Here is a 12,325-nt window from a genome sequence, read left to right on the forward strand (position 1 = left end):
GTAAGAGACCGCTGCTGAACAGGGAAGAACGCACTTTATGGTGACCAGGTCACCTTTTGGTGACCGGCTTGGGAGGCCGCTCAGCCTCTTGGGCAGAGCCCTGGTGCCCGGTGTTAACTTGGCCGGCATGACCGAGCAGACCGCGGCCGCGCAATTCCACGCCGCCACCGGTGTCGAGGACTGGCGCGTCCTGTATTCCGTGGTCTCGGCCTGCTTCCGCACCGATTCGTTCGCCACCGGCGCCGCGTTCGTCGGTGAGATCAGCCGGCTCGTCGGCGCGGCCGAGCGTCCGCCCCGCATCGACTTGCGCGACTCCGGCGTCACGGTGAGCTTGGCGAGTCGTGATGTCACGCTGGCCCGGCAGATCTCGGCCGTTGCGGCAGACCTCGGCATTCCGGCGGATCCGTCTGCGGTCCAACTTGTCAACGTCACGATCGACGCGCTCATCTGCGCGGACGTGCTGCCGTTCTGGCGCGCGCTGATGGACTATCAGCAGGTCGGCGACAACTACCTGGCTGACCCGTCGCGGCGCGGCCCGGGAATCGAGATTCAGCTCATGGACGAACCGCGTCCTCAGCGGAACCGGATGCACCTCGACGTCGCCGTGCCGCACGATCAGGCCGAGACCCGGATCGCCGCGGCTTTGGCTGCGGGCGGCCGCCTCGTCTCCGACACCCACGCGCCGAAATGGTGGGTCCTCGCCGACCCGGAGGGAAACGAGGCATGCGTCGCCACCTGGCTCGGTCGCGAGCCGAGCTAGAGCGTCCCTGGGACGCCGGCTGGCGAGCACATCGAATCGGACTTACTCGATTGACGGGGGTGATGTACTCGGGGCGTGACCGAGCACCTGCTGCGCCCGTTCCGTCCCGGCGACGCGCCGGTGATTCATGAGCTGCAGGCCCGGCATGCCAAGGCTGACGGTGCCGATCCGCACTCCACCATGGAACCGCCTCCGGACCCGGAGAGGCTGCGACGTGCCATGGAGCGAGCGGACTGGGCGGTCGTCGCGGTCGACCCGTCCGATTCCGTGGCCGGTTGGGGTTCGCTGCGGTCCTGGACGGAGGACGACGGAACCCGTGTCTATCTCACCGACGGCTATGTAGCGCCCCCGGCACGGCGGCGCGGCCTCGGCCGGCGGCTGCTGCGCGAATCCGAGGCGGTCGCCGCCCGACTCTGCGCCGGCCACACCGGCAACGGCCCCGTCGTGCTCGGCGGCAACGCCTCAACCGTCCAGCCGGACCGGATGGCGCTGCTGGAACGCAGCGGATATCGGCAGGTGTTCACCATGGTCGAGATGGAGCACGACGGCTCCCCGGTGCGACCACGGCAGCTGCCGGACGGTGTCACGGTCCGAGCCGCCACGATCGCCGACGTCCCAGCGTTGGCCGCCCTCACCGCGCGCGCGTGGGCCGGGCGGCCGTACTTCGCGATGCCGGACGTGGATGAGCTCCGCGACTGGCTCAGCCGATCGCAGCTGGCCCTGTTCCACGTGGCGACCATCGGCGAACGCCTGGTGGGGCTGGTCGCGGCGAGCCGCACACCCGCCCGCATCGAGATCGAGAGCGTCCAGGTCGACCCGGACCTGCAGCGCCGGGGCCTCGCGGCCGCGATGCTGACCCGGATGCTGAGCACCCTGAGCGAGCAGCGTGGGACCGTGCCGATCCGCCTGCACACCGAGGGCCTGGATCCCGTGGGCGCCCGGTCGCTGTACGAACGGCTCGGCTTCCAGGTGTTCCGGGAGTACCGCCGCTACCGCAAACCACTCAGCCGGTGACCCGCTCGTAGATCCGTGTCGTAGCCGGCCGCGTCGACCAGGTCGAGCAGGCCGCTCTCGTTCATGGTCTGGCCGGGCGCGTCCGCGACGCCGTCGCACCACGAGAACCACGCGAGCACGGCCGCGGGCAGGTCCGCGCCGAGCACGGCGGTGATCTCCTCGGGCGGCCGTTAGCATCGCGTTCGTGATCGAGGACTTCGCGAGCCGGCTCCTGCACGCCATGGCCGAACTCGACCCCTGTCTGGCGGTGGTGGAGGCCGGCGAACAGGACGTCGACGGCCTGACCGACTACAGTCCGGACGGCCATCAGGCCCGCGCCGATCTCGCCGCCCGCGCGCTGCGCGAACTCGGGACCCTGCCGGCGACCAGCCCGCTGCACGCCCACCTCGCCGAACGGCTGCGCACCCGCATCGCCTTCCACGACGCCGGGGAGGATCTGCGCGAACTTCATGCGGCGGCCACCGGCCCGCTGCAGCTGATCCGCCAGTCGGTGGAGGCCGCGGTGCCCGGCCGCGACGCCGAGGGCGCGGCGCACGAGGACGGCTGGGCCCGGGCCGGCGCGCGCCAGGCCGCCATCCCTGCAGCCCTGGAGGGGTACGCGCGGAGCCTGCTACTCGCCGCCGAGCGAGATCACCTGCCGACGCGCCGCCAGGTGGAGCTCGTGACCCAGCGCTGCCGCAATTGGATCGACGACGACATGGCCCTGGTTCAGCGCTACGGCGACGGCCCGCAACGGGCAGCGTTGCAGGCTGCTGCGCGCGGCGCGGGGGAGGCGTACCAGAAATTCGCCGCGATGTTGATTGCGGAGCTGGCGCCGCTGGCGCGCAGCGAGGAGCCTTTCGGACCAGATCGGTACGCCCACTGGGTGCGAACCTTCCTCGCCGGCGAGCCCGACCTGCGCGAACTCTACGACTGGGGCTGGGACGAGTTCACCGCGATCGAGGCGGAGCTGGTCGCCGAGGCGAAGGCCCTGGGCGCAAGCGTGCCCGAGGTGATCGAACAGCTCGACCGCCCCGACGCGCCCGGCACCCTGCACAGCCGCGCCGCGTTCGCCGGGTGGCTGCAGGAGCTGCTGCACGCCACCACCGAGCAGCTCGACGGCGTGCACTTCGACATCCCCGCGCCGCTGCGGCGCATCGAGTCCCGGGTAACCGTGTCGTCCGGCACCGCGTACACCGGGCCGTCGCAGGACCTGACGCGCCCCGGCCGCGTCTGGTGGTTCCTGCCCGAGGGACAGAACAGCTTCCCCACCTGGTACGCCTACAGCACCGCCTACCACGAGGGAGTCCCCGGCCATCACCTGCAGATCGGCGCCGAGGCCTGCCGGGGCGGCCTCGGGCAACGGCTGAACCTGCTCGGCGGCCTGTCCGGCTGCCAGGAGGGCTGGGCCCTGTACGCCGAACGGTTCATGGACGAACTCGGCCTCTACCAGCAGCCGGGCGCCCGCCTGGGCTACCTGTTCGCGCAGCTGCTGCGCGCGGCGCGGGTCGTCCTCGACATCGGCCTGCACCTGCGGTTGCCGGTGCCGTCCGGCGGCGGCGAGGTGTGGACCCCGGCGGCCGCGCTGCAGCTGCTGCAGGACCGGTGCCACCAGGGCCCGTACGCGTCCGTGGAACTCGCCCGCTATCTGGGCCGGCCGGGCCAGGCGCTGACGTACAAGGTGGGGGAGCGGGTGTGGCTGGCGGCCCGTGCTTCCTTCCGCGGCGACCGGCGGGCCTTCCACCGCCGGGCGCTGGAGGCCGGCTCGCTGGGCCTGGACCAGTTGACGCAGGCGCTGGCCGAATGATCGCGCTCAGCCGACTGCCGTCACCGTGTACCCACCCGTCTGGACGGCGAGGAACGGCGCCGGGGCCATGCACCGCCGAAGCTCCGGATCGTCCGGCTGCCCCGGCACGTCCCGCCGCTGCGGACCCGACCAGCCGACCCGGTCGAAGGCGCCGCGGCCGTTGTCGGCGACGCTGAACCCGAACCGCTGCTTCATCCACCCGTTCCTGCGGCTGACCGGGTCCGCGTCGCCGACCTCGCCGGTGATGGTGGCGACCCGGCCACCCGTCACGACGCAGTCGACTCTGATCCGCGCCCAGATCGTCATCGGCCCGTCCGGCGTGTTCGGAACGTGGTGCGAGATCCGAGCCGTGCCCCGCGCGTCACCGGCCATCGGGTCGGTGGACCCCGCCGGCAACGTGACCGCGGCATCCACGGAGAACCGCACGTCGTGCGTCGGATCCAGATAACGCAGACGCCCCGAGCCCTGCACGCTGGCAGTCACCGTGCTCTCGCTGGCGCTCACCGCAGAAGCCCCCAGCATGGCGGTCATGACCGCCACCGCGATCACAGCAGATCTTCTCATCGGCTTTCCTCCGGATGCTCGGCACTCGGTCTGCTCCAGCCTCGGCCCGCCGACCCCCTGACAGATCCCCCGGAGTGGCGAGCCCCGTCCCCCGGAGTGGGGACCCCGCCCGAGATGCCTTCGCACGGTAGGCTCGGCCGATCGGAGGAGGACCGGGGCGTGGCGTTTGAGCGGCGGGTACGGCAGGCATGGCATGCCGCCGTGCTGGTGCTCGTGCTCTGCACCGCCTGGATCTCGGCCCTCGGAACGGGCGCCCGTGGGGAAGCTCCCACAGCGGCCGAGTTGCCCCGCCTCGCGGTGGCGGCCGCGCTGCCGCAAGCCGCGATACCCGTGGTGCCGGAAGCCCGGCTGAACGGCAAGCTCTCGCCGGGCCCGCTGTTCCTGTTCGCCGCCGCGATCGTCGCCTTCCTGTTCGGCATCCGCCGCCGTCCCGTCTGGCCGGCTGCCGCATGGGCGACTTCGGCCGCGACCCCTTCGACGCTCCTGCACGCGATGAGAGGCCGGGCACCGCCACGCCAGACGGCGTAGCAGTGTCCCTTTCCTTTCACCCGCGGTGGCGCCCGACGGCAGCCGCGCGGGGCCTTCCTGCGTTGAGGAGCAATTTCAGATGTCGCGCGCCATTGCCGTGCGCGCGGTTCTCGCCCTGGTCGTGTTGGCGGTGTCGGGTTGGCTTCTGGCCACCCGCCCGCCCCGGCTCGGGCTGGACCTGCGCGGCGGAACCCAGATCGTTCTCGAAACCCGCGACGGCGAGTTCGCCGAAGCGAATCAGGCCACCACCGACGAGGCGCTCGAGGTGCTGCGCCGCCGGGTCGACGAACTCGGCGTCGCCGAGCCGACCCTGGCCCGCTCCGGCGAGCGGCGCATCATCGTCGAACTGCCCGGCGTCACCGAACCCGCCGAGGCCGTAGGCGTCATCGGCCGCACCGCCCAACTCACGTTCCGTCCCGTCCTCGGGGTCGCACCGGAGCCGGCGGCCACAACGAAAGCGGCCCCGAATGAACTCGTGCTCAACTCGGAGGACGGGCAACCACTGCGCCTCGGCCCGGCCGCGCTGTCCGGGCAGCAGGTCAGCGGCGCCACCGCGACCATCGGCGAGTTCGGCGGATGGCAGGTCAACCTCGACTTCCGCGGCAGCGGCGGCGAGGCCTGGCGGAAACTGACCGGCACCGCCGCCTGCGCACCGCCCGGCGACCCGGCCCGGCGGGTGGCGATCGTGCTGGACCAGGAGGTGATCTCCTCACCGCAGGTCGACGAGGGTGTCGCCTGCGACGCCGGGATGAGCGGCGGCCGCACCCAGATCACCGGCTCGTTCAACGCGGACGAGGCCAAGGACCTGGCCCTGCTCGTGCGCGCCGGCGGTCTGCCGGTGCCGGTCGAGATCGTCGAGCAGCGTACGGTCGGCCCGAGCCTGGGCCAGGCCGCCATCGACGCGTCGGCGCTGGCCGCCGTCCTCGGGATGATCGCCACGATCCTGTTCATCGTCGGCGTGTACCGGCTGGTCGGCGGGGTCGCCGCCATCGCGCTGGTCTGTTACGGCCTGATCTCGTACGCCGCACTGCTCGCCATCGGCGCCACCCTGACCCTGCCCGGACTGGCCGGGTTCGTGCTGGCGATCGGTATGGCGCTCGACGCCAACGTGCTGATCTTCGAACGGGCGCGGGAGGAGTACGCGGCCGGCGGCCCACGCCGCAGCCTGCGCACCGCCCTGCGGTCCGGCTTCACCCACGCCTGGTCGGCGATCGCCGACTCCAACATCACCACGCTGCTCGCGGCCGGCCTGTTGTTCTTCCTGGCCTCCGGACCGGTACGCGGATTCGGCGTCACGCTGTCCATCGGCGTCCTGGCGTCGATGTTCACCGCGCTGGTCCTGACCCGGGTGCTGGCGACACCGCTGGTCGGCGCCCGCTGGCTGGCACGCCGCCCGAGTTGGAGCGGCCTGGCCGGGGTCGGCTGGGTGCGGCGGAAGCTGGAAGCCCGCAACCCGGACATCATGGGACGCCGGCGTCTGTGGGTGGCCGTCTCAGCAGCCGCCACCGTGCTGGCCCTCGCCGGCATCGGCGTGCGCGGACTGGACCTGGGAGTGGAGTTCACCGGGGGCCGGCTGATCGAGTACGCGGTGGCCAACCCCTTGCCGGCCGACGACGCCCGCGCCGCGGTGACCTCCGCCGGGCTCGACCGGGCGGTGGTCACCGCGTCCGGCGACGGCAATCTCAGCGTCCGTGCCGCCGGTTTCGATGAAGCAACCGAAGCAGACGTACGGTCGGCGCTGACCGAAGCCGGCGGCGGTGAGATTCAGCGGCTGCGGGACGAGAAGATCGGCCCGACGCTCGGCGCCGAGCTACGCCGTAACGCGCTCATCGCCCTCGCCGTGGCCCTGGCCGCCCAGCTGGCGTACCTGGCGGTGCGGTTCCGCTGGCAGTGGGGCGCCGCCGCGGTGCTGGCGATGTTCCACGACGTACTGATTCTGGTCGGCGTGTTCGCCTGGCTGGGCCGGCCGATCGACGGCGTCTTCCTGGCGGCCCTGCTCACTGTGATCGGATACTCCGTCAACGACTCGGTCGTCACCTTCGACCGGATCCGGGAGCTGGTCCGGGCCGGAGACAACCGCCGCGTCCCCTTCGCCCAGCTCGCCAACACCGGCTGCCTGCAGACCGTGCCGCGCACGATCAACACCGGTCTGGGTGCGATCTTCATCCTGACCGCGCTGGCGGTGCTCGGCGGTGACTCCCTCGTGGACTTCGCCGTGGCCCTGCTCATCGGCATCATCGTCGGCACGTACTCGTCGGTGTTCCTGGCCGCCCCGCTGACCGTCACGTTCGAATCGGGACGCGGCGGCCTCGTCGCCCGGCACGCCCGGCGAACCCCGCGACGCGAGGCCGCCGTGACGGGTTAACGTGCGGTGATGAAGGCCATCATCTACCGCGACAACGGCGGCACCGACGTCCTGGAACTCGTCGACCGTGAGGCGCCGGCGCCCGGCCCGGGTGAGGTACGCGTCCGGGTCGCCGTGTCCGGCGTCAACCCGACCGACTGGAAGACCCGGTCCGGTGCGACGAATCCGAAGCAGTTCGCCGAGGTCACCCCGCATCTCGACGGTGCGGGCACGATCGAGGCGGTCGGCGACGGCGTCGATGCCGGCCGGGTCGGCCAGCGCGTCTGGGTGTTCATGGCAGCGGCCGGCCGCCCGACCGGGACGGCCGCCGAGTTCACCGTCGTGCCGGCCGACCGGGCCGTGCCGCTGCCCGGCGAGGCGAGTTTCGACCTAGGCGCCTCGCTCGGGGTGCCCGCGCTCACCGCGCACCGGGCGCTGACCGTCGCCGAGGACGGGCCCCGGCGGCTGCGGCCCGGCGCGCTGGACGGCAAGGTCGTGCTGGTCGCCGGTGGCGCCGGAGCTGTCGGGCACGCGGCGATCCAGCTCGCCCGGTGGGCCGGCGCCACGGTGCTCAGCACCATCAGCGGCCCGGAGAAGGCCCGCCTGGCCACGGCCGCGGGCGCCCACCACACCGTCAACTATCGCGAGGGCGATCCGGCCGCGCAGATCCGCGCCCACGCGCCGGACGGCGTCGACCTCATCGCGGAGGTCGCGCTCGGTGCGAACCTCGCCCTCGATCTGGCCGTGCTCCGCACCCGCGGCACCATCTCGACGTACGCCAACGACGGTGGCAAGCCGGTCGAGCTGGACGTCCGGCAGAACATGATGCTGAACACCCGGTTCCAGTTCCTGGTGCTCTACACGGTGGGCGAGCAGGCGCTTGCCGCGGCGGCCGAGGACGTGTCCGACGCAGTCGCGGCGGGCGCGCTGCCGGTCGGCGAGGACCACGGCCTGCCCCTGGTCCGCTTCCCGCTCGAACGCACCGCCGACGCCCATCAGGCGGTGGAGAACGGCGCCGTCGGCAAAGTTCTGGTCGACGTCAGCGCCTGACGCCGGCTATCGCCGGCGCACGGTGTAAGTCAGGTGCGTCACCCGCGGCGAGGACTCGGAACGGACCTGTTCCAGGGCGATCCGGGACGCGTCCACGCCGTCGAACAGGCGGATCCCGGCGCCGAAGAGCACCGGCGACAGCGCAATCGTGAACTCGTCGACCAGGCCGGCGTTCACGTACTGCAGGATGGTGGCGCCGCCGCCGGCGATGCGGACATCACGCTCGCCGGCGGCCGCGCGGGCCTGGTCGAGTGCGGCCTCGATGCCGTCGTCGACGAAGTGGAAGGTGGTGCCGCCCGGCCGTTCCCACGGGTCACGGTTGGTGTGCGTCACGACGAACACCGGCGTGTGGAACGGTGCCTCCTCGGGCCACGCGTGCTCGCCGGCGTCGAACATGCGCCTGCCCATCACGCTCGCGCCGGTGCGCTCGTACGTCTCCCGGGCGATGTCGTTGTCGCGCCCCTCCTCGCCGCCGCGACCCAGCTTCAGGTTCTCCCGGAAGAACCGCAGCGGGAACACCCACCGCTGCAGCTCCATCCACTGCCGCCCCATCAATTCGTCGACCGACTCGGGCGCGATGAAACCGTCCAGCGACATGGACACGCTGAAGAACACTTTCCCGGCCATCAGCGCGCCATCCCGGAGACGTAGGCCGCCAGGTTGCTCAAAGTCTGCCGGCCGCCCTCGACCGCGTGGTACTTCTCCACCGCGTCGTCGCGCAGTTGCCTGGTCGGGAACACCGTGCGCATCACGAGCCGGGTCGCCGCACGGTCCGCCGCGAAGGTCAGGACCGACTCGAAGGCGTTCGGGTCGTCGCGGGACTCACCGTGCAGCAGCGCGATCCGCTCCGGCGCGACGATCTCGGTCCACGTGATCCACTCGGGGTAGTCGGTGCCGTCGGGCCCGTGCATCACGAAGTCCCACACGCCGCCCTCGCGGAACTCGAAGTCTCGCGTGGTGGTGGTGAACCCGTCCGGCCCCCACCACTGCGACAGATGCCGGACCTGCGTGAACGCTTCGAAGACCAGCTCCCGTGGGGCGTCGATGACCCGGGAGACCACGATCTCCCGGTCGGCCGCCGACGACTCGGCCTCCGTCTGCTGCCCTGTCCCTGCCATTGCTCACTCCTCCTGGGATGTCTGCATGAGGCCCTGCACGTAGGCGTCCAGCCGGTCGAAGCTCTCGTTCCAGAACTGCTCGAATCCGCCGACCCACTCGTGGATCGGCCGCAGCCCCCGGGCGTCCAGGCCGTAGAGGCGCTGCTTGCCCGCCTCGCGAACCCGCACCAGCCCGACTTCCCGCAGCACCCGCAGGTGCTTGGACGCCCCCGGCTGGCTCATCCCCAGCTCCTGGGCCAGCTCGGTCACCGGTCGCTCACCCGTGCGCAGCAGCGCCAGGATGTCCCGGCGTTGCGGCTCGGCGATCGCGTTGAACGCGTCCGACGTCGTCGCTGCTCGTGCCATGGCAGCCATCATATTCCGATAACGGAATGCGTCAAGGCGGAGGTGGCCGTGCGCGGGTGCCGCCGTTGTCGGTGACCGAGTTCAGCGAGGAGCAGGCCTGAGGATCAGCGTGCGCGTCCATTCCGATTGCTGTTCGACGACGAGCCGCACCGGGGTTCCCGGCAGCGGAGGCGCGCCGTCGTACTCCACTGCCTCACCGCAGTCGCCGAACCGCACGGTGAACTCCCGGCTGGCAGGGAAGACGTTCTCGACGGTCGCCTCGAACACGGAATCCACCGGCCACCGCTGCGTGATCGCGGCCCACTGCGGGCCGGTCCACCGCCGCCGGAAACGCCGGCTGCGCATCCCGGCGTCCAGCGGGAACAGCCGGACCTCGAAGCCGCGGTGCTGCACCACCTCGAACAATCCGGTACGCCCGGCGGGCGGCCACTGCGCGGGCTCCTCCGGCAACTGCAGCACGTCCACCCAGCCGGGAACCGGGTCGCCGACGTCCACCGCCATGCCGGCTCGCCCGACCCCCGCGGGAAACCCGGTCACCGTCCCCCGGACCCGCGTTCCCCGGGGCAGACGCCGCCGAACAGCGCTCAACTCGTCCTCGGTCACAGGTCCTTGCCCATGTTGCGGCCGATCTCGGTGAAGCCCAACTGCTCGTAGAGGGCCCGGGCGCCGGTGTTGTGGGCGAAGACGTGCAGGCCGATCCTGGTCAGCCCGTGGACCCGGCACCAGCGCTCGGCGGCCAGCATGATCGCGCGGCCGTAGCCCTGGCGGCGCAGGTCGGGCTCGACGGCGACGTTGTAGACGAACGCGGTGACGCCGGTGACCTTGATCCAGAGGAAACCGGCCCGGCGGTCGCCGTCGTAGGCGTACCAGAAATGGTTGTCCGGGGTGGCGAACTCCTGGGGAAGCAGCCGCGCGTAGGTGTCGGCGGCCTCCCGGGCCGCCTCCGGCGCCGACTGGCCGGAGGTGGTGAGGCTGCGCGTGTAGTGCGCCTCGGCGTCGGCCCGCCACGGCTTGTACTGGTCCTGGGTCATCGGTTCCAGCCGTACGTCAGCCATGACTGACAACCTAGGCCCTTACTCGTAGCGGTACTTCAGCGCATCCGCCTCCCGCTGCTCGATGTCGGCGATCGTGAGCTCCGGCATCCGCAGCTGGGCCAGGGTCACTTCGGCCGAAGTCGGCTGGGCGTCCGCCGGCAGCCACTGCTCCGGCTTCCAGGCCGCGCCGCGCAGCAGCGCCTTGGGGCAGTGCGGGTAGACGTCCTCGATCCCCACCACCAGCGCGCTGGCCGGCGGCTTGCCCACGGCGGTCAGCTGTGACAGCAGCTCCGGGCGGGTGGAGACGCAGGCCCGGCCGTTCACCCGCAGCGTCGTGGTGCGCCCGGGGATGACGAACAGCAGCCCGGCCCGTCCGGTGGTGATGACGTTCTCCAGGGTGTCCAGGCGCTTGTTGCCGGTCGCGTCCGGGATCGCCACGGTCCGTGAGTCCAGGACGGTGACGAACCCGGCGGGGCCGCCGCGCGGGGAGACGTCGCAGTTGCCCTCAGGGTCCACGCTGGCGACGAAGACCAGCGAGGCGCAGTCGATCAATCGCCGGGTCTGCTCGGTGAGCTCGGTCATCTGCTTGCGCACGGCCGCTTCGCTGGGCAGCTCGTAGGTCCGGCGCAGCGTCTCGTGATCGGGCACGGCGTCGAGGCGCAGCGAGTCGAAGGCACTGCTGGCAAGGGCTGGCGTCATGCCCCCGACCCTAGTGGACCACCGCGGCCGGCCTCACCGCATTATCGGCCCGCGCCGTACTATCGGCCCGCGCCGTCGAAGGACAGCGCGGGCCGGACAGTGCTGTCAGTTGGAGCTGGTGAAGCGGGTGCGCCGCTGGCGGGAGAGCAGGAACGCCGCCGCTCCGGCGACCAGCAGGCCCACGCCCGCCACGACGACGACCGTGGTGTTGGCGCCGGTGATCGGCAGACCAGGGTCGCCCTCGCCGCCACCGGCACCGGGCGCCTCCCCGGAGGCGGAAGCGGTGGGGCTCACCGTGGCGCCGGCCGACGTCGACGCGGAAGGCGCCGGCTGGCTCGGCGCGGCCGTCGGCTCGCCGTTGCGCTCCACCTTGAACGTGAAGCTGCCCGCCTTCGCCTTGATGCTGACCTCGGCCTGGGCGACGTCGGTCTTCTTCCAGCCCGCCGGCGGCGTGATCCTCAGCTGGTAGCGGCCGACCTGAGTGTCCTTGAGCTCGGCGTTTCCGGACGCGTCGGTGGTGACCTGCGCCGTGACGTTGCCCGGGCTGTCGGTGAGCTCGGTGAACTGGACGACGACACCGGCGACGCCGCCGCTGCCCTGCGCGTCGACGACGCGGACGGTGTAGTCACCGACCTGGCCCGGTACCCGGATGCTGCGGTGGGCGATGTTGTCGTTGATGTTCTTGTCTTTGTTGGCCGCGGCGAAGTAGTACAGCACCTGGACGTACCCGTCGGCGAGCGCCGCCTCCGGGATGGTGCCGGTGCGGGTCAGCACCTTCGACTCACCGGCCGCGAGGTCGAACTTGGCGCCGCCGGCGAGCGCGGGCGTCGTCCAGGCCAGGGCGTCGTCCCACTCGCGCACCACCGAGACGTCCTCGGCCGTACCGGTGCCGTTGTTGGAGACGGTGACCGTCACGGTCACCGTGTCGCCGACCTTGCCGGTCTCCTGGCTGAACGCGATGGCCGTCTTGAGGTCGGGCTGGGCCTCCTCGGCGAGCGCCGGCGAACTGAGCGCCACGGACGCCAGCCCAGCGGTGACGGCCAGGGCCGCTCCGGTCCACGTGCGTAGAAACATCCACTGCTC

At 71.7% G+C, this 12,325-nt stretch carries 15 protein-coding genes; 6 read left to right on the plus strand and 9 right to left on the minus strand.

All coding sequences use genetic code 11. The annotated features are described in order from the left end of the window. Nucleotides 1–127 precede the first annotated feature (127 nt). Together OHA21_RS12585 and OHA21_RS12590 are read left to right on the plus strand one after the other, a co-directional pair. Nucleotides 128–760 (plus strand): VOC family protein, encoded by a 633-nt coding sequence (locus OHA21_RS12585; protein WP_328478394.1) that lies wholly within the window; start codon nucleotides 128–130, stop codon nucleotides 758–760. 75 nt (nucleotides 761–835) lie between these two features. Continuing rightward, nucleotides 836–1,774, plus strand: coding sequence for a GNAT family N-acetyltransferase (locus OHA21_RS12590; RefSeq protein ID WP_328473471.1), 939 nt, complete (start codon nucleotides 836–838; stop codon nucleotides 1,772–1,774). Here OHA21_RS12590 and OHA21_RS12595 read toward each other — a convergent pair. Further along, complete coding sequence (locus OHA21_RS12595) at nucleotides 1,750–1,920, minus strand: hypothetical protein (protein ID WP_328473472.1); 171 nt, start codon at nucleotides 1,918–1,920, stop codon at nucleotides 1,750–1,752. The genes OHA21_RS12590 and OHA21_RS12595 overlap by 25 nt on opposite strands. Before the next feature lie 38 nt (nucleotides 1,921–1,958). Here OHA21_RS12595 and OHA21_RS12600 point away from each other — a divergent pair, with 38 nt between their 5' ends. Continuing rightward, entirely contained in the window at nucleotides 1,959–3,560 is a 1,602-nt protein-coding gene (locus OHA21_RS12600) for a DUF885 domain-containing protein (protein WP_328473474.1), read from the plus strand. A gap of 6 nt (nucleotides 3,561–3,566) precedes the next feature. Here OHA21_RS12600 and OHA21_RS12605 read toward each other — a convergent pair whose 3' ends face one another. After that, nucleotides 3,567–4,124, minus strand: a complete 558-nt coding sequence (locus tag OHA21_RS12605; RefSeq protein ID WP_328473476.1) for a hypothetical protein — start codon at nucleotides 4,122–4,124, stop codon at nucleotides 3,567–3,569. A gap of 159 nt (nucleotides 4,125–4,283) precedes the next feature. On the opposite strand from OHA21_RS12605, the gene OHA21_RS12610 reads away from it, so the two are divergent. The 3 genes from OHA21_RS12610 (at nucleotide 4,284) to OHA21_RS12620 (ending at nucleotide 8,046) form a co-directional block, all read left to right on the plus strand. Then, nucleotides 4,284–4,652 carry a hypothetical protein gene (locus OHA21_RS12610; RefSeq protein WP_328473478.1) on the plus strand — a complete coding sequence of 123 codons (369 nt, stop codon included), beginning with the start codon at nucleotides 4,284–4,286 and terminating at the stop codon, nucleotides 4,650–4,652. 79 nt (nucleotides 4,653–4,731) lie between these two features. Further along, nucleotides 4,732–7,017, plus strand: a complete 2,286-nt coding sequence (secD, locus tag OHA21_RS12615; RefSeq protein ID WP_328473480.1) for a protein translocase subunit SecD — start codon at nucleotides 4,732–4,734, stop codon at nucleotides 7,015–7,017. Nucleotides 7,018–7,026: 9 nt separating this feature from the next. Further along, nucleotides 7,027–8,046, plus strand: coding sequence for an NADPH:quinone reductase (locus OHA21_RS12620; protein WP_328473482.1), 1,020 nt, complete (start codon nucleotides 7,027–7,029; stop codon nucleotides 8,044–8,046). A gap of 6 nt (nucleotides 8,047–8,052) precedes the next feature. Here the strand turns inward: OHA21_RS12620 and OHA21_RS12625 are convergent, their stop codons facing one another. From OHA21_RS12625 to OHA21_RS12655, 7 genes are all read right to left on the minus strand, one after another. After that, entirely contained in the window at nucleotides 8,053–8,673 is a 621-nt protein-coding gene (locus OHA21_RS12625) for a dihydrofolate reductase family protein (RefSeq protein WP_328473484.1), read from the minus strand. Further along, the gene (locus tag OHA21_RS12630) at nucleotides 8,673–9,164 is read right to left on the minus strand and encodes an SRPBCC family protein (protein WP_328473486.1); all 492 of its coding nucleotides are present in this window, start codon (nucleotides 9,162–9,164) and stop codon (nucleotides 8,673–8,675) included. Before OHA21_RS12630 ends, OHA21_RS12625 begins: the two co-directional genes overlap by 1 nt. A gap of 3 nt (nucleotides 9,165–9,167) precedes the next feature. Further along, the gene (locus OHA21_RS12635) at nucleotides 9,168–9,509 is read right to left on the minus strand and encodes an ArsR/SmtB family transcription factor (protein ID WP_328473488.1); all 342 of its coding nucleotides are present in this window, start codon (nucleotides 9,507–9,509) and stop codon (nucleotides 9,168–9,170) included. 81 nt (nucleotides 9,510–9,590) lie between these two features. Next, complete coding sequence (locus tag OHA21_RS12640; protein ID WP_328473490.1) at nucleotides 9,591–10,010, minus strand: hypothetical protein; 420 nt, start codon at nucleotides 10,008–10,010, stop codon at nucleotides 9,591–9,593. 98 nt (nucleotides 10,011–10,108) lie between these two features. Next, the gene (locus OHA21_RS12645) at nucleotides 10,109–10,564 is read right to left on the minus strand and encodes a GNAT family N-acetyltransferase (protein ID WP_328473492.1); all 456 of its coding nucleotides are present in this window, start codon (nucleotides 10,562–10,564) and stop codon (nucleotides 10,109–10,111) included. Nucleotides 10,565–10,582: 18 nt separating this feature from the next. Next, nucleotides 10,583–11,242 carry an MSMEG_1061 family FMN-dependent PPOX-type flavoprotein gene (locus tag OHA21_RS12650; RefSeq protein WP_328473494.1) on the minus strand — a complete coding sequence of 220 codons (660 nt, stop codon included), beginning with the start codon at nucleotides 11,240–11,242 and terminating at the stop codon, nucleotides 10,583–10,585. Between the two features lie 105 nt (nucleotides 11,243–11,347). Beyond that, the gene (locus OHA21_RS12655; RefSeq protein ID WP_328473496.1) at nucleotides 11,348–12,316 is read right to left on the minus strand and encodes a CARDB domain-containing protein; all 969 of its coding nucleotides are present in this window, start codon (nucleotides 12,314–12,316) and stop codon (nucleotides 11,348–11,350) included. Between the last annotated feature and the right edge of the window lie 9 nt (nucleotides 12,317–12,325).

This window comes from Actinoplanes sp. NBC_00393 (genome assembly GCF_036053395.1).
In the GTDB taxonomy this organism is placed as follows: domain Bacteria; phylum Actinomycetota; class Actinomycetes; order Mycobacteriales; family Micromonosporaceae; genus Actinoplanes.

Coding starts and splice junctions, on each gene's coding strand:
- OHA21_RS12585 (WP_328478394.1), top strand. CDS start 128: ATGACCGAGCAGACCGCGGCCGCGCAATTCCACGCCGCCACCGGTGTC.
- OHA21_RS12605 (WP_328473476.1), bottom strand. CDS start 4,124: ATGAGAAGATCTGCTGTGATCGCGGTGGCGGTCATGACCGCCATGCTG.
- secD (WP_328473480.1), top strand. CDS start 4,732: ATGTCGCGCGCCATTGCCGTGCGCGCGGTTCTCGCCCTGGTCGTGTTG.
- OHA21_RS12620 (WP_328473482.1), top strand. CDS start 7,027: ATGAAGGCCATCATCTACCGCGACAACGGCGGCACCGACGTCCTGGAA.
- OHA21_RS12625 (WP_328473484.1), bottom strand. CDS start 8,673: ATGGCCGGGAAAGTGTTCTTCAGCGTGTCCATGTCGCTGGACGGTTTC.
- OHA21_RS12630 (WP_328473486.1), bottom strand. CDS start 9,164: ATGGCAGGGACAGGGCAGCAGACGGAGGCCGAGTCGTCGGCGGCCGAC.
- OHA21_RS12635 (WP_328473488.1), bottom strand. CDS start 9,509: ATGGCACGAGCAGCGACGACGTCGGACGCGTTCAACGCGATCGCCGAG.
- OHA21_RS12640 (WP_328473490.1), bottom strand. CDS start 10,010: ATGGCGGTGGACGTCGGCGACCCGGTTCCCGGCTGGGTGGACGTGCTG.
- OHA21_RS12645 (WP_328473492.1), bottom strand. CDS start 10,564: ATGGCTGACGTACGGCTGGAACCGATGACCCAGGACCAGTACAAGCCG.
- OHA21_RS12650 (WP_328473494.1), bottom strand. CDS start 11,242: ATGACGCCAGCCCTTGCCAGCAGTGCCTTCGACTCGCTGCGCCTCGAC.
- OHA21_RS12655 (WP_328473496.1), bottom strand. CDS start 12,316: ATGTTTCTACGCACGTGGACCGGAGCGGCCCTGGCCGTCACCGCTGGG.